The sequence below is a fragment of the Sphingomonas faeni genome (genome assembly GCF_003053745.1).
GTDB lineage: Bacteria > Pseudomonadota > Alphaproteobacteria > Sphingomonadales > Sphingomonadaceae > Sphingomonas > Sphingomonas faeni.
This window is the reverse complement of the sequence record NZ_QAYE01000001.1, coordinates 683,796-709,948: the sequence shown is the minus strand read 5'-3', so window position 1 is coordinate 709,948 and position 26,153 is coordinate 683,796. Positions and strand designations below refer to the sequence as shown.

General features: G+C 66.7%; 21 protein-coding genes. 4 read left to right on the top strand and 17 right to left on the bottom strand.

The annotated features are described in order from the left end of the window. Window positions 1-87 precede the first annotated feature (87 nt). Entirely contained in the window at window positions 88-1,245 is a 1,158-nt protein-coding gene (locus C8J25_RS03205; RefSeq protein ID WP_107952662.1) for a saccharopine dehydrogenase family protein, read from the top strand. Here the strand turns inward: C8J25_RS03205 and C8J25_RS03200 are convergent, their stop codons facing one another. Genes C8J25_RS03200 through C8J25_RS03190 form a run of 3 tightly spaced genes read right to left on the bottom strand, consistent with a single transcriptional unit; the run spans window position 1,246 to window position 4,236 of the window. Next, on the bottom strand, window positions 1,246-1,545 hold the full coding sequence (locus tag C8J25_RS03200) for a hypothetical protein (protein ID WP_107952177.1): 300 nt from the start codon (window positions 1,543-1,545) through the stop codon (window positions 1,246-1,248). A gap of 31 nt (window positions 1,546-1,576) precedes the next feature. Beyond that, on the bottom strand, window positions 1,577-1,873 hold the full coding sequence (locus C8J25_RS03195) for a hypothetical protein (RefSeq protein ID WP_107952176.1): 297 nt from the start codon (window positions 1,871-1,873) through the stop codon (window positions 1,577-1,579). Window positions 1,874-1,923: 50 nt separating this feature from the next. Beyond that, the gene (locus C8J25_RS03190; protein ID WP_107952175.1) at window positions 1,924-4,236 is read right to left on the bottom strand and encodes a ribonuclease R family protein; all 2,313 of its coding nucleotides are present in this window, start codon (window positions 4,234-4,236) and stop codon (window positions 1,924-1,926) included. Between the two features lie 52 nt (window positions 4,237-4,288). Between C8J25_RS03190 and glpD the strand changes: the two genes are divergently transcribed. Continuing rightward, on the top strand, window positions 4,289-5,764 hold the full coding sequence (gene glpD / locus C8J25_RS03185) for a glycerol-3-phosphate dehydrogenase (RefSeq protein WP_107952174.1): 1,476 nt from the start codon (window positions 4,289-4,291) through the stop codon (window positions 5,762-5,764). 66 nt (window positions 5,765-5,830) lie between these two features. After that, a complete protein-coding gene (locus C8J25_RS03180) occupies window positions 5,831-6,100 on the top strand; it encodes a hypothetical protein (RefSeq protein WP_056486616.1) in 270 nt (89 codons plus the stop codon). 666 nt (window positions 6,101-6,766) lie between these two features. Here C8J25_RS03180 and C8J25_RS03175 read toward each other — a convergent pair. The 4 genes from C8J25_RS03175 to C8J25_RS03160 form a co-directional block, all read right to left on the bottom strand. Next, on the bottom strand, window positions 6,767-7,486 hold the full coding sequence (locus C8J25_RS03175) for an SPOR domain-containing protein (RefSeq protein ID WP_107952173.1): 720 nt from the start codon (window positions 7,484-7,486) through the stop codon (window positions 6,767-6,769). Beyond that, on the bottom strand, window positions 7,486-9,210 hold the full coding sequence (gene argS, locus C8J25_RS03170) for an arginine--tRNA ligase (protein WP_107952172.1): 1,725 nt from the start codon (window positions 9,208-9,210) through the stop codon (window positions 7,486-7,488). The genes C8J25_RS03175 and argS overlap by 1 nt, the downstream gene beginning before the upstream one ends. A 249-nt stretch (window positions 9,211-9,459) precedes the next feature. Then, window positions 9,460-10,614, bottom strand: a complete 1,155-nt coding sequence (locus C8J25_RS03165; protein WP_107952171.1) for a DUF1501 domain-containing protein — start codon at window positions 10,612-10,614, stop codon at window positions 9,460-9,462. Between the two features lie 2 nt (window positions 10,615-10,616). Next, complete coding sequence (locus C8J25_RS03160) at window positions 10,617-12,158, bottom strand: DUF1800 domain-containing protein (RefSeq protein WP_107952170.1); 1,542 nt, start codon at window positions 12,156-12,158, stop codon at window positions 10,617-10,619. A 219-nt stretch (window positions 12,159-12,377) separates the two neighbouring features. Between C8J25_RS03160 and C8J25_RS03155 the strand changes: the two genes are divergently transcribed. Beyond that, the gene (locus tag C8J25_RS03155) at window positions 12,378-12,671 is read left to right on the top strand and encodes a hypothetical protein (RefSeq protein WP_244186705.1); all 294 of its coding nucleotides are present in this window, start codon (window positions 12,378-12,380) and stop codon (window positions 12,669-12,671) included. Window positions 12,672-12,872: 201 nt separating this feature from the next. Here C8J25_RS03155 and C8J25_RS03150 read toward each other — a convergent pair whose 3' ends face one another. The 10 genes from C8J25_RS03150 to C8J25_RS03105 all read right to left on the bottom strand — a co-directional run bounded on the left by C8J25_RS03150 (window position 12,873) and on the right by C8J25_RS03105 (window position 26,123). Then, entirely contained in the window at window positions 12,873-14,057 is a 1,185-nt protein-coding gene (locus C8J25_RS03150; protein WP_244186704.1) for a deoxyguanosinetriphosphate triphosphohydrolase, read from the bottom strand. Further along, window positions 14,054-16,204, bottom strand: coding sequence for an SPOR domain-containing protein (locus C8J25_RS21025; protein ID WP_244186703.1), 2,151 nt, complete (start codon window positions 16,202-16,204; stop codon window positions 14,054-14,056). The genes C8J25_RS03150 and C8J25_RS21025 overlap by 4 nt, the downstream gene beginning before the upstream one ends. Window positions 16,205-16,438: 234 nt before the next feature. Beyond that, window positions 16,439-18,016 carry a cell division protein FtsZ gene (gene ftsZ, locus C8J25_RS03140; RefSeq protein WP_107952168.1) on the bottom strand — a complete coding sequence of 526 codons (1,578 nt, stop codon included), beginning with the start codon at window positions 18,014-18,016 and terminating at the stop codon, window positions 16,439-16,441. Window positions 18,017-18,129: 113 nt separating this feature from the next. Continuing rightward, window positions 18,130-19,392: a cell division protein FtsA gene (ftsA, locus tag C8J25_RS03135; protein ID WP_107952167.1), complete on the bottom strand. Its 1,263-nt coding sequence runs from the start codon at window positions 19,390-19,392 to the stop codon at window positions 18,130-18,132. Window position 19,393: 1 nt separating this feature from the next. Then, a complete protein-coding gene (locus tag C8J25_RS03130) occupies window positions 19,394-20,368 on the bottom strand; it encodes a cell division protein FtsQ/DivIB (protein WP_107952166.1) in 975 nt (324 codons plus the stop codon). Then, a complete protein-coding gene (locus tag C8J25_RS03125; protein ID WP_107952165.1) occupies window positions 20,365-21,303 on the bottom strand; it encodes a D-alanine--D-alanine ligase in 939 nt (312 codons plus the stop codon). Before C8J25_RS03125 ends, C8J25_RS03130 begins: the two co-directional genes overlap by 4 nt. Next, window positions 21,300-22,304, bottom strand: coding sequence for a UDP-N-acetylmuramate dehydrogenase (gene murB / locus C8J25_RS03120; protein WP_107952164.1), 1,005 nt, complete (start codon window positions 22,302-22,304; stop codon window positions 21,300-21,302). The genes C8J25_RS03125 and murB overlap by 4 nt, the downstream gene beginning before the upstream one ends. A gap of 83 nt (window positions 22,305-22,387) precedes the next feature. Continuing rightward, window positions 22,388-23,806, bottom strand: coding sequence for a UDP-N-acetylmuramate--L-alanine ligase (gene murC, locus C8J25_RS03115; RefSeq protein WP_107952163.1), 1,419 nt, complete (start codon window positions 23,804-23,806; stop codon window positions 22,388-22,390). Continuing rightward, window positions 23,803-24,945 (bottom strand): undecaprenyldiphospho-muramoylpentapeptide beta-N-acetylglucosaminyltransferase, encoded by a 1,143-nt coding sequence (murG, locus tag C8J25_RS03110; protein ID WP_056486645.1) that lies wholly within the window; start codon window positions 24,943-24,945, stop codon window positions 23,803-23,805. Before murG ends, murC begins: the two co-directional genes overlap by 4 nt. Further along, complete coding sequence (locus C8J25_RS03105) at window positions 24,942-26,123, bottom strand: FtsW/RodA/SpoVE family cell cycle protein (protein WP_060526809.1); 1,182 nt, start codon at window positions 26,121-26,123, stop codon at window positions 24,942-24,944. Before C8J25_RS03105 ends, murG begins: the two co-directional genes overlap by 4 nt. Between the last annotated feature and the right edge of the window lie 30 nt (window positions 26,124-26,153).

Here is a 26,153-nt window from a genome sequence, read left to right as displayed (position 1 = left end):
GCGCGTTTGGCGAGGCACGGGCTCCGATGGCGTTTTGCTTGCGATGGCAAGAGCGCGAGCGCAAACCTGGGGAAACAGGAGGTGGATATGCGCGACTTCGATATCATCGTGTACGGTGCGACCGGCTTTACCGGACGGCTGGTCGCGGAATACCTCGTCCAGACCTACCCGAGCGGGATCCGCTGGGCGATGGCAGGCCGCTCGCTGTCCAAGCTCCAGGAAGTCCGCGACTTGATCGGTGCGCCCGGCGACACGCCGTTGATTGCCGCCGACTCGGACGCCCCCGCCAGCTTGCGGGCGATGGCGGAACGCGCCGCCGTCGTCATCTCTACGGTCGGCCCATACCAGCTTTACGGCTCCGACCTTGTCGCAGCCTGCGCCGCAACCGGCACGGGGTATGTCGACTTGTGCGGCGAACCCGCTTGGATGCGCCACATGATCGATGCGCACGAGGGCGAGGCTACCCGTACCGGCGCCCGGATCGTCTTCTCGTGCGGGTTCGACAGCATTCCGTTCGACTTCGGCGTGCTGACCTTACAGGACGCCGCCAAGGCAAAATACGGTATCCCGGCACCCCGTGTAAAAGGCCGCGTGCGGAAAATGCAGGGGACGTTCTCCGGCGGCACCGCGGCGAGTGTCAAGGCGACGCTTGCCGCCGCGGCGCGCGATCCCGGCATCGTCAACCTGCTGACCAGCCCGTTCGCGCTCACACCTGGTTTCAGCGGACCGCACCAGCCGACCGGGCTGATCCCGGAATACGACACGACCATCTCGGCCTGGGTCGCGCCGTTCGTGATGGCGCCGATCAACACCAAGAACGTCCACCGCACCAATTTCCTGCTCGGCGAGGCGTATGGCGCAGACTTCGTCTATGACGAGATGATGGTCGCAGGGCTGGGCGATCTCGGCAAGGTCGCGGCCGAGGCGATCGCCAAGTTCAATCCGTTCTCGGGCGACAAGGGGCCGAAACCCGGCGAAGGCCAGTCGAAGGAAGAGCGCGATGCCGGCCATTACGACCTGCTGTTCGCGGGCATCATGCCCGACGGCGAGCGGATCGACACGGTCGTAACCGGCGACCGCGATCCCGGCTATGGATCGACCAGCAAGATGATCGCCGAGGCTGCACTGTGCCTCGTCCAGGACGTGGAAGGCGATGGCGGCATCTGGACGCCGGGTGCCCTGATGGGGACAAAACTGCGCGATCGGCTGGTCGCGAAGGCGGGGCTGACCTTCACGGTCGGCTGATCAACCGCGAAAGAACCGCGTGGCGATCCAGGCGATCAGCACCGACACGAGGATAGCGATCGGCACGACGAGACGTCGGCGCCGGTCGGCTGCGGCGTAATGCGCGTCGAGATCGAAATAGAAGCGGCCGGGTGCACCTTCACGGACGATGCCCCGTGTGCGTAACCGATCGAACGTCGCCTGCTCCTGCGTGTCGCGAGGTAGAAACGCGATCGCATCGTCGGTTGCGATCGCGTGTCGCGCCAGGAACAGCGCCGGGATGGCGCCACGGATCCGATGCGGCCGCAACGCCATCGGCATGCCGGATGGGCTCGGATTTACCGGCGAGAGTTTATTCGGCAAGCGTGAAGACCGTCGCCGCCGCCGCAACGCTTGCAGCGACGCCCGATACCCCGACGATCGCTGCGGCTCGAAGTCGCACCGAAGCGCGAAATGCGCCGAGCTTTCGCGCATCGAGATGATAGCGCCCGGCCCCGTCGTCGACGATCGCGCCATAGCCGCGAAGTTGGCGGAATATTCGCGCGTCCTTCGCTACATAGGCGATTGCCCGATCAGCCGTCGTGGCCCGTGCCGCGACGAAATCCTTGACGATCCGTCGACGCGATCGGCCTAGAATAAGTCCCCGCATACTCTTCCCCCCGCGCCGATCTCGCATAGCGCGGGGGGTTTGCGCAATTCCTAACGTCGCTTGCCTTGGTGGCGGATGTTCGCCGGGCGACCGCGTCGCTTGATCTCGCGCACCGGCTTGCGTCCGCCACGGGGAGGCTGGGCCGCACCCTTCCCCTCGGGCATCTCGAAGCGGAGGGCACCCGACACGGGGTTCGCCTCCGCCAGCCGCAGCTCCAGCGTCTGGCCCTGCGCGAAGACGTCGCCGCTATGCTCGCCGGTCAGCGTCCGCGCGCCCTCGTCAAAGCGGAAATACTCGCCGCCGAGATCACGCACCGGCATCAGGCCGTCGCCGCCGATCCCCTCGACCGTCGCGAAGAAGCCGAAATTGGTCACGCCGGTGATCCGCACGTCCATCACTTGGCCGACGCGCTCCGACAGGAACGCCGCGACATAGCGATCGGTGGTGTCGCGCTCGGCCTCCATCGCGCGGCGTTCGAGCCGGCTGATGATCTCGCCGACCGACTCCATGTTGGCCGCATCGTCCGCCGGCAACCCGCCCTCGCCGAGGCCATAGGCGGACACCAGCGAGCGGTGGACGAGCAGATCCGCATAGCGCCGGATCGGCGAGGTGAAGTGCGCGTAGCTGCCGAGGCTGAGGCCGAAATGCCCGTGATTGCCGGGCGCGTAATAGGCCTGGGTCTGGGTGCGGAGGATCTGCTCCATCACCTGCGGCCGGAAATCCGCATCGCCGATCCGCTCGATAATGTGGTTGAACGTGGCCGGACGGACGACCTGCCCGAGCGCGAACGGCACGTCGAACGTCTCGAGATAATCCTTCAGCGCGGCCAACTTCTCGCGGCTCGGTGGCTCGTGGATGCGGTACATCACCGGCGCCTTCTTCGCCTCCAGCGCCTTGGCTGCCGCGACGTTGGCGGCGATCATGTAATCCTCGATCAGCCGGTGCGCGTCGAGGCGTTCGCGCGGGGAAACCGACATGATGCGCCCCTTCTCATCGAGTACGACGCGCCGTTCTGGAAGGTCCAGATCGAGCGGCGCACGCGCATCACGCGCCTTGGCAAGTGCGTGCCAGCAGGCCCAGAGCGGCTGTAGCACGCTCAGCATATCTCCCCTCCCGTCTACGGGAGGGGTCGGGGGGGGCGCTTCATGACCCCTAGCCGGGTCGAGCGCGGCACCGCCCTCCCCCGCCCCCTCCCGCAAGGCGGGAGGGGAGGAGGCGTCGATGATCGCCTGCGCCTCTTCATACGCAAGGTTCGCGGCGATCCTCACGACCGCGCGCGTGAAGCGCCAAGACTTCAGCGAGCCATCCTTGCCGATCCGCAGATGGCACGCGAGCGCTGCACGGTCCGCGCCTTCCTTCAGCGAGCACACCTCGGCCGAGAGAATTTCGGGCAGCATCGGCACGACCCGGTCGGGGAAATACACCGAGTTCCCTCGCCGCCGCGCCTCGCGGTCGACCTCGGACTTCGGCCGCACATAGAAACTGACGTCCGCGATTGCGACGATCGCCTTCCAGCCGCCGGCATTCGCAGGATCGTCGTCCGCTTCCGCCCACACCGCGTCGTCATGATCGCGCGCATCCTCCGGATCGATCGCGACGATCGGCAGGTCGCGCAGATCTTCACGCCCCTCCCCAAGCGGCAGCTTCGAGACCCGCTCCGCTTCGTCGAGCGCCTCCTGCGAGAACACGTCCGGGATACCGAGCTTGTGGATCGCGATCAGCGAGAAGCTCCGCGCGGCAAACGGATCACCCAGCTTCTGCACGACACGCGCGGCGATCTTGGGCGGCTTCCCCGCCAATTCCGCTAGCACGAGATCACCCGGCGCCGCACCGCCCGCATCCGCCACGGCGAACTCACGCCGCTCGCGCTTGTCGACGCCCGTCAGCCAGAGACGTCCGGCCTCTTCGCGCAACACGCCAAGCACCTGTTCGGATGCCGGCGCGAGCACCTTCATCGGATGGGCGATCCAGCCGTTTCCGGCCTCCTCGGTCCGCGCGAGGATTCGCTCGCCGACGCCGAGTGCACCACGCTTCCGCTCGCGTACGCGAAGCCGTGGCGGCGGCACGCCCTCCGCCTCCCAACGCTCTGGCACCGCCCAGACGTTGCCGCCGTCGTCGACGTCCGCGATCCGCAGCACCGTCACCTTCGGGATGCCGCCCATCTTGTGGAATGCGCGACCGGGCGCGCTGTCGATCAGCCCCTCGTCGGCCATGTCCTTCAACAGCGCTTTCAGCCCCATCTTGTCCTGCGCGCTGAGCCCGAAGCCCTTGGCGATCTCGCGTTTGCCCGCGGGCACGTCGGAAGTGGCGATGAAGTCGAGGATCTGCTCGCGCGTCGGAAGACCGGCTTTTGGTTTGTACATGGTACAGAGATAGTCGGTAGGCCCGCCATTACCAAACGGCTAAGCTACGGGCATGACGCAAAGTTACGACATCCTCATCGTCGGCGGCGGCATCAACGGCGCCGCGATCGCCCGCGAGGCGGCACTGAACGGCTTGTCGGTCCTGCTCGTCGAGAAGGGCGATCTCGCCGGTGCGACCTCGTCCGCCTCGACCAAGCTGATCCACGGCGGTCTGCGCTATCTCGAATATTATGACTTCAAGCTTGTCGCCGAGGCGCTGCGCGAACGCGAACGCCTGGTGAAGGCCGCGCCGCACATCATCCGCCCGATGCGTTTCGTCCTGCCGCACGAGAATGCGGTACGGCCCTGGTGGATGGTCCGTCTCGGCCTGTACCTCTACGACTGGCTTGGCGGCCGGATGACGTTGAAACGCTCTCGCGGCCTGCGCGGGAGCGATACTACCTACACCGCACCGCTGAAGAACGGCGCGCGCGGCTTCGTCTATTCCGACGCGTTCGTCGACGATTCCCGCCTTACGGTGCTAAATGCGATGGACGCGCACGACAACGGCGCAGAGATCGCAGTCCGCACCGAACTCGTCACCGCCCGCCGCGACGGCGCATCGTGGCGCGCAACGCTGTCCGACGGACGTGATGTCTCCGCGCGGGCGCTTGTTAATGCCGCCGGCCCGTGGGTCGCCGAATTGCTCGGGCGGCTCGGCATCAACGCCAGCGCCGGCGTCCGGTTGGTCAAGGGCAGCCACATTGTCGTGCCCCGACTGTACGAAGGCGACCACGCGTATATTCTGCAGCTCGCCGACCGCCGCATCGTCTTCGCAATCCCGTATCAGGGCCAGACCGAGATCGGCACGACCGACATTCCCGTCGACCGCCCCGAAGACGCGGTGATCGACGCGGGCGAGATCGCGTATCTCTGCGACGCCGCGAACCAGCATTTCACGCGCCAGATCACGCCCGCCGACGTCACCTCGACTTGGTCCGGCGTACGCCCGCTCTACGACGACGGCGCCAGCGAGGCGAAGGCGGTCACGCGCGACTATGTCCTCGAACTCGACACGCTCGGCGATACGGGCGCGGCGCCTCTGCTGTCCGTGTTCGGGGGCAAGATCACGACGGCCCGCCATCTCGCCGAGGAAGCGCTCACAAAGATCGCCCCCGCGCTGGGTACGACCGTCCGCCAGATGACTCGCGACCGTGCTTTCCCCGGGGGCGCCATCCCACCTTTCGCGACCTATCTCGCGCAGGTCCGCGCGCGATGGCCGTTTCTCGGGGATGCCCGTAGCGAACGGATGGCGCATGCTTACGGGGCGTTGCTCGATGACATGCTCGCCAGCGTCACCGACGCAGCAGGCCTCGGCGCGGACCTTGGCGGCGGCCTTACCGAGATCGAGGCGCGCTGGATGCACGATCGCGAATGGGCGAGGATACCCGAAGATGCATTGATGCGTCGCAGCAAGATCGGACTGACCTTGAGCCAGGCGGAGACGGACGCATTCGGGGCATGGTGGACCAAGACATTCTCCTCGTAAGCGTAGGGGCTTGCATGTTTTAGGATTGAGCATATCCTCGCGGCATATCCATCGAGGAAACCTCCAATGGCCACATACCCGGACCTCCAAACCGATCCCGAGGACAAGAACCTGGTGATCCTGCAAAGTCTGATTTGTCTGTTGCGCGAGAAGAACATCCTGTCGCGCGCGGACATTGAGGAACTGTGCGACACGGTAAAACGCCGCGCGAGCGATCATGCGAGCGATCCGCTTCCCTGCCAGATGAACGGCGCGCGTGCAGCCGCTACCGAAGTCGCGCAGATTGGCGATTACATCGGCCGCAAGTACGGCGGAAAGCACCGCCGTTCGATCTGAGTCCATGCGTTGCGCGCGTGACGGCGAAGAATGGTCTTTTTGCGCGGTTTGCGTTTGATGAAGCGGGTACCTGACGAATCTGGTGGGGACGTGAGTTTCGCGATGCCGAACGTTACGGGTTGGACTGCAACCTGCGGCGTTGACTGCTCGTGAAGAGCGACACGCGAGTTTTCGGGACGCGATAGTTAGCGGTCCTCGAATATAGTATCACAGGCCGTACGATGAGACCGGATGCCGAAGAACCGTTCGACGCCGTGTTTGTTGTACGGGGCGTTCCGTCACTTCACCAAAAGTGCTAATTACCGGCGCTATTACTACCATCACGTGCATAGTTGCGACCCGCAGTCGGTGCGACCACCATCATCGCTATCTCTCCCGGTGTCGGCCACCGCCGTCCCGGTAAGTCTGCGATAGCTAACTGTCGACGTGACAGGCTCCATGAACTGGCCCCCGTCTCAGACCAAAAGTATGGCCTTACTCCTGGTAGCGCCCCTTCTTTGAGGGAGCTGATCGCCGGAGTTTGACACCCCGCGCCGTCCGAGGCCGCGAGGCTCGCAGGCAGCTGACCGGCGCGTTGGCAACCGCAGTATCATTGAGGCGCAAAGCAGGCGAGCAACCGCTAGCGCGATTGCTGCGAGCCTCGCCTTCGCTCACCGCTTCGCCCGATCAGCTTGCGACGAAGCACGTCTCGCCGGCGACGCGCAACCGGCCGCAGATATCCGCTGCCTGATTCGCGCTGCCTGCGTTCACGCGCAGGCGATACAGGGTGCGGCCGCCGGCTGCGACCGGCTGGACCGACTTGCCAAGTGCGCCGACATACGCAAACCGCTTCGAAAAGTTCGCCCACGCCGCGTTGGCGACAGCCTCGCTAGGATAAGCACCAAGCTGGACCAGCGACCCACCGGTAGCCGTGCTAGCACCATTGGGCTTCGATGGCGCCAGGGGTGCCGCAGCAACCAGTCGACCACCCGAGGCCGGAACCTGCGCGACCGCATTGCGACCTGCGGCGTCATCGGGCTTGGCCGCAACCGCACGCTTGCCCGCGACCGGTGCTTCCGGCACGCCGCGCAGGTCGATCGCGCCGTTGCCCGATTTGCCCGCGCTGGTCGCGATCGCCGAGTCGCCCTCGCCCTTGACCTTCAGGCCGCCGGCGTCGTCGGGCTTGACCTTATAGTCGCCCTCCTGCGCGGCGATCATCTGGCCGTCGCCTGTAGGCGCGCGCTGTTGCAGCTTGTAGATGCCGAAGATGATCGCCGCGAGGATGGCCAGGCCGAGTACGACGAGCGCGATCACGCGGCCGATGCCAACGGTTTCCTGCTCGTCCGGCTCGACGGTTTCGAGCCAAGGGAGCCGGTCTTCCTCGCGCAGATCCATATCTTCTGCCATCACTTCATCTCCGAAACCGCTTCGACACCCATGATGGCGAGGCCGTTATGAATAATCTGCCCTATAGCAGACGCCAGGAAAAGCCGTGCCGCGGTCGCCTGTGGATCCTCGATCACCAGGAAACGACGGTCGGGCCGGTCGTTTCCGACATTCCATAGCGCGTGGAACGCTGCCGCCAAGTCGTAGAGATAGAACGCAATTCTGTGTGGTTCGCGCGCGGTCGAGGCGATCTCGACGAGCCGCGGAAACTGCGCTGCAAGCTGTACAAGCGCCAGTTCGTCCGTATCAAGCCGGGACAGATCGGCGGAAATAGGCGTGATTCCCGCCTCTTCCGCGCGCCGATGCAGCGATGCGATGCGGGCATGCGCGTACTGGACGTAGAAAACCGGATTATCCTTCGACGCCTCGACCACCTTGGCGAAATCGAAATCCATCTGTGCGTCCGACCGCCGCGTCAGCATCGTGAAGCGCACGACGTCCTTGCCCACTTCGCGCACGACATCCGCCAGCGTGACGAAATTGCCCGAGCGCTTCGACATCTTGACCGGCTCGCCGTTGCGCAGCAGCCGGACCATCTGGACGAGCTTGACGTCGAACCGCGTCTTGCCGCCGGTCAGCGCCGCCACCGCCGCGACGATCCGCTTGACCGTGCCGCCATGATCCGCGCCCCAGATGTCGATCAGCTGATCGGCACTCTGGCTCTTCTGGAAATGATAGGCGAGATCGGCGCCGAAATAGGTCCACGACCCGTTCGACTTCTTGATCGGACGATCCTGGTCGTCGCCGAACTGCGACGAGCGGAACAGCGGCAGCTCGACCGGCTCCCAATCGTCGGGCGTCTCGCCCTTCGGTGCTTCGAGCACGCCGTCATAGACGAGATCGCGCGAGCGCAGTTCCGCCTCTGCCGCTTCCGGCTTCCTGGCAGCCTGGAGTTCGGCCTCGGACGCGAACACCTCGTGCTCGATCCCGAGCAAAGCCAGATCGGCGCGGATCATCACCATCATCGCGGCGACCGCCTGCGTGCGGAAGATGACCAGCCATTCGCTCTCAGGCGCGCCGACATAGCGGTCGCCGAACTCCTTCGCGAGCGACTGGCCGACGGGGACGAGATAGTCGCCGGGGTACAGGCCCTCGGGGATCTCGACGGTCTCGCCCAGCGCCTCGCGGTAGCGAAGGTGGACCGAGCGCGCGAGCACGTCGACCTGACCGCCGGCATCGTTGACGTAATATTCGCGGATCACCTTGTGCCCGGCAAATTCAAGCAGGCTGGCGAGCGCATCGCCGACCACCGCGCCGCGGCAATGCCCCATGTGCATCGGGCCGGTCGGGTTGGCCGAGACATATTCGATGTTGACCGTGATCCCGTCGCCCTGCTTCGATCGGCCGTAGTCGGCGCCCGCCTCGGGGATGGCGGCCAGTTCGGCGCGCCAGGCGTCGTCGGTTAGCTTCATGTTGATGAAGCCGGGTCCCGCGACGCTCGCCGAGGCGACGTCCTGGAGTTTCGACAGTTCGGCGACCAGCGCATCGGCGAGGACGCGCGGATTGGTCTTGGCGGGCTTGGCGAGGACCATCGCGGCGTTGGTCGCGAGATCGCCGTGGCTGGTGTCGCGGGGCGGCTCGACCGTGACGTTCTTGCGATCGAGACCAGCCGGCAGCGTGCCCGCCGCGGTCAGCGTGTCGAGCGCCGCATCGATATGCGCGGCGAAACGGGTGTATAGCGTCATGGCAGTCCCGGTACGTCAAGGAAACGCGCGCTCTAGACCATCGCGGCGCGGCGCTCAATTTTAATCCCTTTGAGGGATATTCCTTAGCGCCCGCCCGGGTCCATCCGTTACATTCGGAAGAGATTCCCGTTCCCTCGCGGACGCGGTGGCCAAGCTAAACCACATTCACCGCCCGAGATCCTGGGCCCCCGCGTTCGCGAGGGAACAGAAGTGTATTGAGACGATAAGCTTGGGAAACGGAGACGAACCTCAAGCCCGCACCAGCCCCTCGATCGCGGCCGTCTTCGCGGTCGCCGGAAACAGGGCCGCCATCGCGCGTGCCGGCTCGACGCCGAAATGCGACGACACGGCGCCGCCAATGAATGCGTCTAGCTGCATCGTCGGTTTCAGGTCGCGCGCCTCGTACAGAGCGGCAGGCGCGAGCCCGGGCCAGTCGGACACCACCCTGCCCCCCTTCACGGCGCCGCCGAACAGCATCGCAGAGGTGCCGGTGCCGTGATCGGTGCCGCCAGTGCCGTTGACCGCGACGGTCCGTCCGAACTCGGTCGCGATCAGCACCATTGTGTCCGCCCATAACGGCCCGAGCCCCGCCTGTAGCGATGCGACCATCGCGTCGAGGCCTTTCAACTGCGCGGTCAGCCGACCGCGTTGGCCGGTGTGCGTATCCCAGCCGCCGGTCTCGATCATCGCGATCCGCGCGCCGGTGTCGGGCTTTAGCAACCGCGCGGCGAGCGCGCCGGTCGCAGCCGCATTGCGCCCGCCGTCCTGCGCGAGATCGCTGGTGAGTTGCCGCGTCGCCATCGCCTCGCTCCACAGGCCGTGCAGTTGCTGGTCGCCGTCGTAGAGCATTGCGACGCGTTGCAGCAGGTCGTCGGACGCGTCGGGCAGGCTCGACGGTGCATAGGATGCCACCTCGCGCCGGCCCCGCAACGCCATCGGCACGGTCGCCGCGACCGCGATCGCGCGCGCCTCGTCCGCCGGCAGCACGCCGAGCAGCCGGTTGAGCCAGCCGTCGCGGACCTGATACGCGCTGACCCCACCCGTTTCGAGCACGTTCTGGCCATCGAAATGCGAGCGGTCGCGATAGGGCGACGCGATCGCGTGCGCGAACAGCGCCTGGCCTTGTTTGTAGAGCCCTGCACTCGCGGTCATCGCCGGGTGCAGCGTGAACATGCCGTCAAGCTTGGCGCCCGACGCAAAGTCCGCCGCGAGCTCGCCGCGCACGCCTGCAAAGGCCGGATCGCCGACCGCGCCGATCGTGCCGAGACCATCGGCCGCGCCGCGCTGGATGATGAATACGAACCTTTTGTCGGTGGCGGCGCGCGCAAATGCGATACGCGGCGCGAACGCGGAGGCCAGTACGCCGAGCGTACCGGTCGAGAGAAAGGAACGACGGTCGAGCATGACTATCTCCGCAGCGATTCGGGGGCGACGAGCAACAGGGCGAGCGCCTGCGCGGGGCTTTCCGCGCGCGACAGGCCCTGCGCGGTGGAGGGGCTGAGCGAGGCGGGGAACAGGGTCGGCGCCAACGCCCGCGCATCGACCGGCCCGGCGCGCGCTGCGAACCGCTCCGCCGCCTCGACGCGCCGCAGGATCGCGTCGGGCCCGGCCCAGGCTGCGGCGACGTCATCGTAGCCGATCGGCTGCCCCGGCTGCCAGATCGGCTGGCCGAGCTGGTTCATCATCCCCACCGTAACGCCGGGCTGAACCGTCGTCGTGCCGAGCGCGCGCTGGGTCGAGACATACCATTCCCATGGCGACTTGAACTTCACGGGTTGCGCCACCCATGCCTCGGGCGACGCGACCAGCGCGCGGTACACCGTCGGCAGGTCACCGCCCGATTTCAGGAACGCCGTCTTCAGCCGCGCGACCATCGCCGGCGGCGGCGTATCGCCCGCGAAATGTCGCGCGAGCTTGGTCGCGATGTGCGTCGCGGTCGCGGGGTGGACGGCGAGATCGGACAGCACCGCCTGCGCCTGGGCCTCCCCCGCCGCGGGATAGAGCTTGCCCATCACGGTGCGATCGCCGGGCTGATGAACGTCGTCGAGGAACAGGAAGCTGCCCGCGCGCGAATCATCCTGGATGCGTGCTCCGGGACCGCGCCCGATACCCGCGACCGTCCAGCCGGTCATCGCGCGCGCGAACTCGGTGACGTCGGCCTGGCTGTAGCCGCTGCGGACGCCGAGCGTGTGCAACTCCATGATCTCACGCGCGAGATTTTCGTTCAGGCCGGTGCGGCGTTTGGTTTTCCGAACGGCGAACGGACTGTCCGGGCCGATCGACACCGCCTGGTCCAGATACAGCAGCATCGCCGGATGTCGCTCGACCGCGTTCAGCATGTCGGCGAACGTGCCGAGCACATGCGGGCGGATCGCCTCGAACTCCATCGGCCCGGCAAGCGCCATCACCTCGAACTTCTCTGTCGAGACCGCGAAATGATTCGCCCAGAAATGCACGAGGCGCTCGACGAACGGTGCGTCGCCGGTCAGCGCCGCCATCGTCCGCGCCGCGACCGCCGCGCCATAATCGTTGCGGCTCTGCTTGCCGATGACTTGTCGCGCTTCCTGTCGTGCGGCCGCGACTGGATCGACCGCCCCCGGCCCCATGGGGGCCTGCGCCATGCCGGAGGGTGAAACGCCCGGCGACATGGGTGCGGGGCTCATCGCGCCGGACATCGTTGGAGCGACGACCGCGGGTTTCCCGTCCATGCCGAGCGCGGCTTTCGGCGTGCGCGGACCGAATTGCGCCCTGATCGCCTTTTCCTGCGCATAATAGGCGACGAGACCTGTCGAAATGCCCGCCGTCGCGGGCGCGCTCGCGATGACCGGTGGCCGTGGCTCGAACCGGTCGCACTGCGTCAGCACCCACTTCGCCGGATCGCCGGCGATAGTATCACCCGGCCTTGCGCCGAGACCGAACCGATTGAGCGCGATACTGGAAGCAGACACGACACTTCTCCTTCGTGCGCGAGTGTACGCGGCAAATGTCGTGGAAGTATGTCACCCGCCGCGCTGGTCGCACGTAAGGGGCCGTTCACCATTGCAGTTGATGCAATCGCGACGGATCGGTTTGCAATTGCAACTCATGCTGCACCGCAATATTTCTGTGACTCGAGAGTTGGGTGAAGACCTGATCCGGCTCGACGCACCACCGCGGGAGACACGATCATGCGCAATACTTTCAAGATCATCGCAGCAGCAGCGGCCGCCCTCACCTCGACGATCGGCATGGCCGCCGACGCAAAGCAGAGCTTCGTCCATGAGGGCAGCACGTACGTCTATACCTCGACGCAGGACCATGGCCGCCAGGTCATCGACGGCCGTCGCTATCCGTCGGGCCAGAAGTTCCACCTGATCGTTCGCGGCGACCGCGTATCGGGTGTCTCGGCCGGCGTCCCGGTCGCGTTCAAGACCAACGAGGCCAATGGCGCGGCTGGCGGCATCGCTTCGGTTACGCGTTGAGCTGACTTCGTTGTAAGACGGCGTGACGGCGGTCGGACTTCGGTCCGGCCGCCGTTTTGCGTTTGAGTGAGCCGGCAACTTTTACTCCCATCCCTGGAAGGGAGGGGTTGGGGGTGGGTCGGTTCCCGTAGCACGGAACGGACGCGGCACGAGCTAGCCCACCCAATCCCAGCCCCTCCTTTCCAAGGAGGGGAGCAGAAGTCAGAACCCCTCGGGCAAGTCGATCGGGCCGACCAGTTCGCGGTAGCGCGATACGGCATATCGGTCCGTCATCCCCGCGATAAAGTCCGCGATATGCCGGCTGCGGTCGGGATCCTCCGAAGGCAGCCGCTCGCGCCATTCCTCGGGAATCGTCAGCGGGTCGTCATGGTAGACCGCGAACAGACCGGAGACGATCCCGTGCGCCGCATCCGCCGCCGCGAGTTGGCGCGGGTGGTGATAGAGATTGGCGTACATGAAGCGCTTCAGGTCGCGCTCGGCCTCGCGCATCTCGGGCGAGAAGCCGACCAGGCACTGCCCCGCATCGCGAACGTCGTCGACGCTGGTCACGCCACTCGCCGCGATCCGCTGACGGGTTTCGGCGATCAGGTCGTTGACCATCGTCCCGATCTGCGTGCGGACGAGCTCACCGACCAGGCGCTTCGGCTCGATATCGGGGAAGCGCCGCCGCACGTCGTCCCAGCCGCGCGCGACCAGTGGCACCGCCAGCATCTGGTCGAGCGTCAACAGCCCTGCGCGAAGACCATCGTCGATGTCGTGATTGTCGTAGGCGATATCGTCGGCGATCGCCGCGACCTGCGCTTCGAGGCTGGAGTAGCTGGTGAGCGCGAGTGGGTATTCCGCATCCGCCGTCGCCAGCGCCCAACCCGGATGCCGCACCGGGCCGTTGTGTTTAGCGAGGCCTTCGAGCGTTTCCCAGGTCAGGTTCAGCCCGTTCCATAACGGATAGGGCCGCTCGATCGTCATCAGCGTGCGCAGCGTGTGGCCGTTGTGATCGAAGCCGCCCTGCCCCCCTTCCTCGATCGAAGGCATCAGCGCCGCCTTCAGCGCGTCCTCACCGGCATGGCCGAACGGCGGATGGCCGATGTCGTGTGCTAGACAGAGCGCCTCGGTAAGGTCCTCGTTCAGCGCGAGCGTCCGCGCGATCGTTCGGCCGATCTGCGCGACCTCGAGGCTGTGCGTCAGGCGGACGCGAAAATGATCGCCATCGGGCGCCATGAACACCTGCGTCTTGTGGCGCAGTCGACGGAAGCTGATCGAGTGGATGATCCGGTCGCGGTCGCGCTGGAAAGCATCGCGGGGGCCACGGACGGACCCGTTCTGTTCCTCGTGAAGCCGTCCTTTGCTGCGCGCCGGGTCCGATGCCCAGGGCGCGCGGTAGCTCACTTCGACGGCAACTTCGTTATGATCTCGCCCGCATCGCTGGTGAAGGTGAACGTCGGGACGCCTTCCTTGGCGAGCTGATTGACGAAGGTGCGGGCTTCCGAATCGGTCTTGAACGGGCCGGCGAGGACGCGGTTGGTCGCCTTCCACGGCGCGGTCCAGCCCCCGCGAGCGCCGAACACGGTCGGTGCCTTGGCCTTCGCTTTCTTCCACGCCTTGGGCAGGTCGCCCTCGGTCGCGCCGGTGGACACCTGGACCCAGGTCCGCGCAGGATTAGCACGCGCAATCCGCTTTTCCTCGGCCGCAGCCTTGTCGGCGGCGAGCTTCTCGGCGGCGGCGGCCTTCTTCTCTGCGAGCGCCTTCTTGTCGGCGATGGCCTTTTTCGCCGCGGCCTTCTTGTCGAGCGCGGCCTTCTTGTCGGCCGCGAGCTTGTCCGCAGCCAGTGTCCTGGCCGCGACCGCCTTGGCCGCTGCGTCCCGCTCGGTCTTGGCTTTCGCCTCGGCCAGCACGCGCCCGGAATCATCCGGGACGGGGATTGCCGCGGGGGTCACGACTGGCGCGGGATGCATCGGCGCGACGTCGAGCTCGGACGCGGGGATCGACAGGCCCGCGACGATCCGCGCGAGGATCGAGTCCTCGCTCGCTGCCACCGCGTGGGTGCGTGGCGGTACGGAAACGGACGTTGGCGACGTGGAGAAGCCGGGCGTTGGCGTGCTGCTGGCGGTCTGGACGGGCGAAGATGGCTGAGCGGGTGCCTGCTGGATTGGCGTCGGCAGGGCCAAAACCGATGGCGCCGCGGCTGCCGAGGCTGCGGGCGCATTCGCCGCACGGGTCGGATCGGTTCGCGCTTGTCCCACCGGAATTGCCGCCATCTGCGTCGTGACGTTCTGGGGAAGCGTTCCCGTCGTCGATGGCGCCGGGACGGTACGAGCGACAGACGATGGGCTAGGCTGGATACTGGCCGAGACTACCGAGTTCGTTTCCGCAGCCGGATTGGTGCGAATGTCCTGAGCCACAACGTTCGGTGCTGAATAGCTTGGTTGCGAAGGCTGAACGGTACGCGCCGGGAGCGGCTGCACCGTCTGCATCGGCGCTGCTGCGAGTTGGACGGGGGCAGCGTACGGGGTCCGAGCTGGAACCGTGGTGAGCGTACGTGGCGCGGTGGTCGGCGGGACCGGTGCCGACGTCGTCACGGGCACTGGTGTTGACGACGGTCGCGTCACTGCTGCCATCTGGACACGGTCTCGGCTCGAGCGGCGATCGCGCTTGTCCTTCTTGCCGGTTGCCGCAGCGACTGCGGGTTGCGGCGTTACGGCTGCCAGCATTACCGGTGCGGTCGGATCTGCGGCGAGAATGCCCAAGGGTGGTGCCATCCGTGCATCCGCGAGGCGTGCCGGCGTCGCGTGGACTTCACCGAAATGTACCGCAAAGGCGCGGTCGCTTGCCGGAAGGTTGGGCAGGCGTTGAAAGAAGGGTTGCAGGCCTTGCGCCGTACCTGCGGGCATCATCGTGGTGGCGATCTTCTCCGCGCCGGCGACATCGCCGTTCATCGCGAGGATGAACGCGCGGGATCGCCATGCGCCGCGATCGCTCTTGAGCAGGAGCGGATTGAGCTGCTGGACCGCGAGCTCGGGCTTGCCCGAGATGCCGAGTGACAACGCATAGCGCCGTGTCGTCTCGTCGTCGGGCGCATCGCGGAGTGCCACGCGGTAGTCGCGCTGCGCCCGATCCTGCTGGCCGATCAGGTCGTAGGCCAGGCCGCGGTCGGCGGCGAAGTTGCGCGGGTCGAGGCCGAGACCTTCCGCCTGCGCATAATAGCGGAGCGCTTCGCCCGGACGCTCGGACCGGACGAGGATCGACGCCATCCCCGCCTTGGCGCGACCATCACGCGGGTTCACCTTTTCCGCGCGCGCGAACAATGCCGCGGCACCGCTGAGATCGCCGAGGCCCATCGAAAGATCGCCGGCCTTGATCAGCGCGTCGATGTTGCGGGGGCTGCTCGCGAGCTGGCGCATCACGTCGCCGAGCTTGTCGGCGTCGGTCGTGCCGGGGATCGCCTGCACGACGGCTTGCGCGGACGCGGCGGCTGGCACGGCCGCAAGCACGAGGGCCAGCGCGGCGGTCAGGAGATGATGGGAGGACCGGGTCATGAGGATCATCTGTCTAGACGCCAGCCCGACCGAACCGGCAATGTCTCGCACGCATGCGCGCGGCGAACTGGGCTGGGGCGGCGACGAATGCAGGGTTTTGCGTACGCAAGCGCGAAAGCCCTGCTCGACATGCCCTCACTCGTCGCCGCCTCTGGCGTATCCCCCTCTCCCGATGGGAGAGGGGAGGTTAGGGCTGGATCGTGCAAGATATTGATAAGTCGAGACGTTCCCGACTTACTGGTTGTTCTGACGATGCAGGAAGCGCGGGATGTCGAGCGGGTCCTGGGGGGCCGCTTCGCCGTCTTCCTTCGCAGCACCGCGTGCCGCGTTCGACATGCGCTCGAACAGCGTACCGCCGAGCTTCACGCGCGGTGCGGCCGGCACCGCCTCGGGGGCAGCCTCGGCACCCGGAGCGAGCCAGCGGCGACGTGCACCACCCTCGTCCGCAGCCGGCGTCGGCACCGGAACAGCCGGCGCGATCGGTGCGCGAGCGGGCGGCACCGACGATGCCGAAGCGGGACGCGCGATCGGACCACGACCGTAAGGCTCGTCGCCATACGTGCGCGGTGCGGGCGCCGGCTGCGGTGCAGGAGCAACCGGCGCAGGCGCGGCCTGCGGCACCATCGTCTCGGCACCGAGCACCAGCTCGTCATCCGACTTCGACGCCACCGGCTCGACTTCCGACGACGCGTTCAGGTCGAGCGGCTCTTCGTCAGCAGACGAAGCAGCAGGCGCGGCCGACGAAGCGGCAGGCTCGCTCGGACGGAACGACGTATTCTCGTCGGTCTTGCGCGATCCGAAGCTGAACGAGCGGGTCGGCTCGGGTGCAACCTCGGGCGGGCGCGCATCGGCGTCGATCCCGGTCGCGACGACCGAGACGCGGATCTTGCCCTCCAGCTCCTGGTTGAACGCCGAACCCCAGATGATGTTCGCATCGGGATCGACCAGGTCGCGGATGTGATTCGCGGCTTCGTCGACTTCGAGCAGGCGCATGTCGTCGCCACCGGTGATCGAGATGATGACGCCCTTCGCGCCGCGCATGCTGACGCCTTCGAGCAGCGGGTTCGAGATCGCCTTCTGTGCAGCCTCGAGCGCGCGGTTGTCGCCGCTGGCCTCGCCGGTGCCCATCATCGCCTTGCCCATCTCCTGCATCACCGAGCGGACGTCGGCGAAATCGAGGTTGATGAGGCCCGGCATCACCATCAGGTCGGTGATGCTGCGGACGCCCTGCTGGAGCACCTCGTCCGCCATCGTGAACGCTTCCTTGAAGGTCGTGTTCGCGTTGGCGATGAGGAACAGGTTCTGGTTCGGAATGACGATCAGCGTGTCGACATACTTCTGCAGCTCGTCGATGCCGCCCTCGGCCGACTTGGCGCGACGATTACCCTCGAACGCGAACGGCTTGGTCACGACGCCCACCGTAAGGATGCCCATGTCGCGCGCCGCCTTGGCGATGACCGGCGCCGCGCCCGTGCCCGTACCACCGCCCATGCCGGCGGTGATGAAGCACATGTGCGCGCCTTCGAGCATCTTGGCGAGCTGGTCGATCGTCTCTTCGGCGGCCGCGCGGCCGATCTCGGGACGCGAACCGGCGCCGAGACCTTGCGTGATCTTGGTCCCCAGCTGGATCCGCTGCGGTGCGGTCGACTGCTTCAACGCCTGCGCGTCGGTGTTCGCCACGAGGAAGTCGACGCCCTGGACGTCGGCCCGCATCATGTTGGCGATCGCGTTGCCGCCCGCGCCGCCGACGCCGATCACCGCGATGCGGGGGGCCAGATCGTCCACTTCGGGACTAAGGAATTCGATGCTCATCGCCGTTCTCCGCACAACCCGGTAGATACGCTACGGCCGGGCCCCTGATTAATCTGTGTGCACCAACGTCACGGCCTGTTCCAGCCGAAATAACGCCAGCGCCCTCGAAACTCTTAATAATTCGCGCGTGCCGCCTTAATCAACTTGCGCATCATGCCCATACCCTTTGGCCGATGCACCGTCGTCCGCTGCGGCGCGAGCCCGCGAAGGTCGATCGGGTTGGTCGCCGCATAGAAGGCCAACCCCGCTAGCGTCGCGAACGCCGGTCCGCCATGCGCTTCCGGCAGCGCGGTCAGGCCACGCGGTCGACCGATCCGCACCGACCGTCCGAGCGCCTGTTGCGCATAGTCGGCGATGCCCTTCAGCTCGGCACCACCGCCGGTCAGCACGACCTGACGCCCGACCGGCCCCTCGAACTTCAGCTTGGTGAGCGCATTGCGCACTTCACCCATCTGATGCTCGAGCCGCTGGCGGATCACGCCGATCAACTGCGCCTTGGTGATCTGAGCCCCCTCGCCCGCGCCGTCCTCGGCGGAGATCGGCATGACCGGGATCATGTCGTGATTGTCGCGGGGGCTGGCGTTGGCCGAGCCGTGGAAGCATTTCATCCGCTCGGCATTCTGCCGCCGCGTGCCGAACGCACTGGCGATGTCGTCGGTAATGTCCTGCGCGCCGATCGGGATCGAGGTCAGCCCGACCAGCATACCCCCTGCGAACAGCGACACGTTGGTGATCCCCGCCCCCATCTCGACCAGCGCGACGCCAAGCTCGCGCTCCTCGTCGCTGAGGCACGCGAGCCCGGTGGCGACCGGCGAGGCGATGATCGACTTCACTTCGAGATGCGCGGACCGCACGCAAAGATCGAGGTTGCGCACCGGCGATCCGTCCGCGGCGACGACATGGATATGCACGCCAAGCCGATCGGCATGCAGACCGAGCGGCGTCTTCACCCCCGTCAGCCCGTCGAGCGTATAGAGCGCGGGTTGCGCGTGCAGCACCATGCGACCCTGCGGATCGATCGAGTTGCGCCCCGCGGCGAGCAACGCATCGATATCCTGTTGCTCGACCCGGTGGCCGCCAAGCTCGAACTCGACCTCGGCGACGTCGGACACGAGCCCGCCGGCCGAGAACCCGACCCAGACATTCTCGATGTTGATCCCCGCGATCCGCTCGGCCTGCTCGACCGCTTCGCGTACCGCCGCCTCGGTCGTCGCCATGTCGGCGATATAGCCGCGCTTGACGCCCCGGCTCTCGCGCTGGCCGGTGCCGAGCACGATTAACTCGCCGCCGTCCCCCTTCTGCGCGATCATCGCCGAAACCTTCGACGACCCGATATCGAGCGCCGTGATCAGCCCTTCCGGTGCCACCTTCGCCATGTCATCCCTCCCCGCCCGTTACGTTCGCGCCCGCCGTTTGCGACGGAGTATTCGTAGTTTCGCCTGCCGCCGGCGCGCTTGCCCCCGCGCTGGCAGGTGCCGGCACGTCGACGCTGTGCGCCAGGCTCGCACCCGGCTTGCGCGCGACCAGCTTGGTCGGATCGCGCATGTCGAACCGGATCCAGCCGCGCCCCAGCAGCGGCCTCGCCCCATCCAGTTCGGCGAACTTCACCAGCGCACGAGGCGCACCGTCTTCGGGCAGCGCCAACGTCTCGCCGCTCTCGAACGTGAGGTCCCAGCGCCGATTGCCGACCCAGGTCGCCGCCTTCACGCGCGGCTTCAGCGCGGGCGCGGCGGCGAGAAGCGTCTGGTACGACGCCTCCTGCCGATCCGCGCCCGGCCCGATCACCAGCGGGAGGTTCGGGATCGCGTCAGGCTGGACCGGCTCCAGCAGCACACCCGACGAATCGATCAGCGTGAGTTGGCCATTGTCCTGCCACACCGCGGCGGGGGTGCGCTCGACGATATCGACCAGCATCGTGTTGGGCAGCCGCCGCGACACATGCGCGTCCGCGATCCAGCCATAGCGCAGCAGTTTCTGCCGCACCGCCTCCAGGTCGACCGACAGCATCGACGTCTGGTTCTGCTTGTCCTCCAGCGCGACCGCATAGACTGACATGCGGTCCATCCGCTTGAGGCCGGTGACCTCGATCTGCTCGACCTTGAAGCCCGCGCGCCCCGCCCCCTCGGCCACCGCCGCGCCGATCATTCCCGGGATGCCGACCCACGTCGCCGCCGCGATGGCAACCGCACCGCCCGCGCCCAGGATTGACCACGTCGCGATTTTCCGGAGCGTATCCTCGCTGACCGGGAGCATCCCGACCAGCCGGTCCATGACCGACACCTTCTTGACCGCGACTTTACGTCGCGGGGCGGGCCGCTTGGGGGGCGGACCGCGCTTGATCGTACGGCTCATGGGGAAGGATGGTCCTGAAGCGCCTCATCGACGATCGCCTGAACCAACTCGGCATAGCTCATGCCGATATGCCGCGCCTGTTCGGGGACGAGGCTCAGCGGAGTCATCCCCGGCTGCGTGTTCACCTCGAGCAGGAACAGCCCATCGACGCCACGCTCGTCATCCCAGCGGAAGTCCGACCGCGACGCGCCCTTGCAGCCGAGCAGCCGGTGCGCTTCGAGCGCAAGGCTCTTGCACGCGTCGGTGATCTGGTCGGGGATCTCCGCCGGGCAGACGTGGACCGTCATCCCGTCGGTGTATTTCGCGTCGTAATCGTACCAGCCGCTCTTGGGCTTCAACTCGGTCACGCCGAGCGCCTTGCCGCCGAGTACCGCGGTCGTCAGCTCACGCCCGCGGATATACGGCTCGGCAAGGAGTTCCTCGAACTCGCCCCACGGGCCCACGCTGTCGCGCGCGATCGGATTGCCGTAATTGCCGCTGTCCATGACGATCGCCACCCCGACCGACGAACCCTCGTTGACCGGCTTCAGCACGTACGGCCGCGCCATCGGATCGCTCTCGAACAAGTCCGCCGACTTGACGATCCGCCCACCTGGCATCGGCACGCCCGCGGGAACGAGCAGCAGCTTGGTCAGCACCTTGTCGATCGCGATCACCGACGTCGCAAGCCCGGAATGCGTATACCGCAGGCCCATCAGGTCGAGCAGACCCTGCACCGAACCGTCCTCGCCAGGCGTCCCATGCAACGCATTGAACACGAGATCAGGCTTCGCCTCGGCGAGCTTAGCGGCGACATCTCGCCCCATATCGATCCGCGTGACCCGGTGCCCGAGCGACTCCAGCGCATCCCCACAGCCGTTGCCCGACATCAGCGAAACCTCACGCTCCGCCGACCAGCCGCCCATGAGCACCGCGATGTGAAGAGATGCACTCACTGCTCCCCTCCCGCCTGCGGGAGGGGTCGGGGGAGGGGTTGATGCGAGATGCCGGTATCCAGGCCGCCCTCCCCCGACCCCTCCCGCAAGCGGGAGGGGAGATATTCACCAACCCGCTGGATTTCCCATTCCAACGTCACCCCCGAATGCGCCTTCACTCTGTCCCGTACCTCTTCACCCAGCGCCTCGATCTCCGCGCTCGACGCGGACCCGAGGTTCAGCAGGAAATTACAATGCTTCTCGCTGACCTGCGCATCGCCGCGAGTCAGCCCCCGACACCCGGCCGCGTCGATCAACGCCCAAGCCTTGTGCCCCTCGGGATTCTTGAACGTCGACCCGCCAGTGCGCGAGCGAAGAGGCTGCGAAGCCTCGCGCTCGGCCGCGATCCGGTCCATCTCCGCACCGATCACGGCTGGCTCGCCGGGCGTACCGGAGAATACGGCTTCGACCACGACGGCTCCCGCGGGCAGGTCCGAATGACGATAGGTGAACCCGAGCTTCTCAGCGGACCAAGTCTCGACCGAACCGTCGCGCGTAACAACGGTAGCCTCGACCAGAATATCGCTGACATCGCGACCATAAGCTCCCGCGTTCATCCGGACCGCTCCGCCGACAGTACCCGGAATCCCACGCAGAAACTCAAGCCCGGCAATCCCAGCATCCCGCGCGGCACTGGCAACGGAGATCCCCATCGCCCCCGCACCCGCACGAACGCGACCATCCTGCACCGTAACCTTCGCCATTGCCTTGGGCAGCCGCACGACGACCCCCGGCACGCCACCGTCCCGCACGATTAAGTTCGAGCCAACGCCAACGGGCAGGACTGGAGTCGAAGGATCGAGATCACGCAAATACGCGGCCAGATCGTGCGCCGTATCGGGTCGCACTAGCGTCTTCGCCGGCCCACCAGTCCGAAACCATATGAAAGCCGCCAGCGAAGCCCCTGCCTCGACCTTGATTCCCCTCCCGCTTGCGGGAGGGGTTAGGGGAGGGACTGACATAGCCGCGCCCGTACCGTCGGGGGAGGCCGAAGCCCCTCCCCCGACCCCTCCCGCAAGCGGAAGGGGAGCAGAAGCGCGAGCGCTCACGCCAGCACCTTCGCGCGCTGAGCCGCGATCGCATCGGCAAGCCCAGCCGCCCACTTGGTGATATCGCCAGCCCCTAGGCACACGACCATGTCATCAGCCTCGATCGTCGCCGCCAGTTCCACCGCCAGCGCGTCAGCGTCAGCAACCACACCCGCGAACCGGTGCCCGCGCCGCTTCAACCCCTCGACCAGAGCCGCCGCATCGACGCCCTCCACAGGCGCCTCGCCCGCCGCGTAGACCGGCGTCACCAGCACCCGATCCGCGTCGTTGAACGCAGTCTGGAAATCCTCCATCAGATTGCCCAACCGCGAATAGCGATGCGGTTGGACCACTGCGATCACGCGACCCTTCACGCCCTCGCGCGCTGCCGCCAGCACGGCCCGAATCTCGACCGGGTGATGCCCGTAATCGTCGATGATCGTGACGCCAGCCACTTCGCCGACCTTGGTGAACCGCCGCTTCACGCCGCCGAACTTGGCGAACCCCTGCTGGATCGTCGCATCCGCAATCCCGAGCTCCAGCGCCACCCCGATCGCCGCCAGCGCATTCTGGACGTTGTGCCGCCCCGGCATCGGCATCTCGATTCCCATGATCGTCCGCGTCGCGCCATCCCGTTCGCGCACCACGCAATCGAAGCGGTTGCCGCCCGGGATCGGCGTAACCTCGACGCCGCGCACATCCGCCTGCGCCGAGAAACCGTACGTCACGACCCGACGATCGCGCACCCGCGGCAGGATCCCCTGCACCTCCGGATGATCGAGGCACAGCAACGCCGCGCCGTAGAACGGCACGTTCTCGACGAACTCGACGAAGGCATCCTTCACTGCGTCGAACGATCCGTAATGATCGAGATGCTCGGGATCGATGTTCGTGACGACCGCGATCGTCCCGTCAAGCCGCAGGAAGCTGCCGTCGCTTTCGTCCGCCTCGACCACCATCCAGTCGCTCGCGCCCAGCCGCGCGTTCGAGCCGTACGAGTTGATGATCCCGCCATTGATCACCGTCGGATCGACCCCGCCCGCATCGAGCAGAGCCGCCACCATCGAGGTCGTCGTCGTCTTCCCATGCGTGCCCGCCACCGCGACGGTCGACTTCAACCGCATCAGTTCGGCCAGCATTTCAGCGCGCCGCACCACCGGTACGCGCGCATTCAACGCCGCCTCGACCTCCGGGTTAGAGCGCACGATCGCCGTCGACACGACCACCACCGCGGCGTCGCCGATGTTCGACGCAGCGTGACCGATCGCGACCGGAATGCCCTTGTCGCGCAATCCCTGCACGACATAGCCCTCGGCCACGTCCGATCCCTGCACGCGGTAGCCGAGGTTCTTCATCACCTCGGCGATGCCCGACATGCCGATCCCGCCGATGCCGACGAAGTGGATCGTGCCAATATCCGTAGCGACACCCTTCATGCGAACTGCGCCTTGGGCTTCGAGGGCGCACCGACAGGGATGCGCGACAATGGCGCGTCGAGGCTCTCGACCAGATCGGCCAGATCGCTCGCCGCATTCGGCCGCCCGCAACTCCGCGCGCGGCCCGCCGCATTCTGCAACGCCGCCGGATCGAGCCCGAGTTTCTGCATCTGCTTGGCCAGTTCCACTGCGGTAAAGTCTCCCTGCGCGATCGTCCGCGCGCCGCCCGCCCGCGTGATCTCGCGCGCGTTCACGGTCTGATGATCGTCGGTCGCCCCCGGCAACGGCACCAGGATTGCAGGACGCCCCGCCGCGGTCAGTTCCGAAATCGTCGACGCCCCAGCGCGTGCGATCACCAGATGCGCCCAGGCCAGCTGCTCGGGCATATCCGGCAGATACGTCGCCAGCTCGGCCGGAATATGATGCTCGGCGTACTTGGCGCGGACCGCATCGATATCCTCGATCCGCGCCTGATGAGTCACCTGCAACCGCCGCCGAAACGTCACCGGCAGCATCGCCAGTCCGTCAGGCACGACCTGAGACAGGATGCTCGCCCCCTGGCTGCCACCGGTCACGAGCACGCGGAAAATCCCATCCTCCTCCAGCAACGGATACGGCCGCGAGCGCAACGCCAGCACCGCCTCGCGCACCGGGTTGCCGACCAGATGCGCCTTGCCCAGCAGCTTCGGTGCGAGGCGCTCGGTCGGCTCGGACGAGGTCGCGATCGCGTCCACGCGCCCCGCGACGAAGCGGTTCACACGCCCCAGCACCGCGTTCTGCTCGTGCACCGCGGTCGGAATCTTGTCCGCGAACGCCGCCAGCAACGCTGGCAATGCAGGGTATCCGCCAAAGCCGATCACTGCGGCGGGCTTGAACGTCCGGTACAGCTCGCGCGCCATCGCCCGCCCGCGCCACATCTCCCGCGTGGCCCGAGCCCAGCCGAGCGGCCCGCCGGTAAAGCGCCCAGCCGGCAGGACATGCGTCTGGATGTCCTCGAACAGCCCCGGAAAGCGTACGCCACGCGCATCGCTGACCAGCGCGACACGGTGGCCGCGCTTGGTCAGTTCAGCCGCGAGCGCCGCTGCCGGGACCATGTGTCCACCCGTGCCACCGGCTGCGAGGACGTAATGCTTACTCATTCACCACTCCAGCGGACGACATAGGGGCTCCGCGTGAGAAACGGATTGCGCCGGGTAAACGCCAGCAGCAACCCCATGCCGACCGACAACGCGATCATCGACGACCCGCCATAGCTGATGAACGGCAGCGTCATACCCTTCGATGGCGCGAGGCCCGTGTTCACCGCCATGCTGACCAGAGCCTGCGCGCCGAACTGCGTGGCGAGGCCGGCGGACGCGAGCAATTTGAATTCGTCCTGCTCGTCCAGCAGCTTGACGAACACGCGCACCACGATCGCAAGGAAGATCACGGCGATCACCGAGCACGCGATCAAGCCGAATTCCTCGCCGATCACCGAGAAGATATAGTCGGTATGCGCCTCGGGCAGTCCAAACTTCGCCGCACCCGCTCCGGGACCGGTGCCGGTCCAGCCGCCCGCGGTCAGCGTATTATGTGCGGCATTCGTCTGGAAATGGTCGCCCGCGCCCTCGCCCTCGACACCCGGAAACAGGAACGCATCGATCCGCGACCGCGCCACGCCGTAGAACACATACGCTGCGATCAGCCCCGCCGGCGCCATCGCGACGAGGCCGAGCATCACCTTGGCCGGCGTCCCCGCGATCATCAGCAGCGCCATCCAGACCGAGCAGAAGATGATCGTCTGCCCGAAATCGGGTTGCAGCATCAGCAGCACCGCGACGCCCGCGGTCATCGCGCCGGTGATCAGCACGGTCGGCAGCTCGGCATCCTTCGCACGCAGCGACAACAGCCACGCGACGGTGACGATGAACAGCGGCTTCAGGAACTCCGATGGCTGGAACTGCGCGAACCCGACGCCGAGCCAGCGCCGCGCGCCGTTCGCCTCGACCCCGATGAACGGCGTCACCATAAGCATCAGCACGAACAGCGCGCACCCGCCGATCGCCATCCGCCGCGCCATCGAGACGGGCATCATCGACACGCCGAACAGCACGGGGAGCGACACGCCGACCCACATCAACTGCCGCCAGAAATAGTAGAGCGGCGCGATCTTGTGATGCTCGCCCGAATAGCGAACCGCGCTCGCCGGCGATGCGGCGGCGACCGCAATCAGGCCGATCGCGATCAGGAACAGCGTCAGCAGCAGCAGCATCCGGTCGATATCCCAGAACCACGTGCCGAGCGGCGACTGATCGCCCCGCCCGCCGCGCCGCTTCATCTTCGCGACGATGCTGGTCTTCGGTGTGCC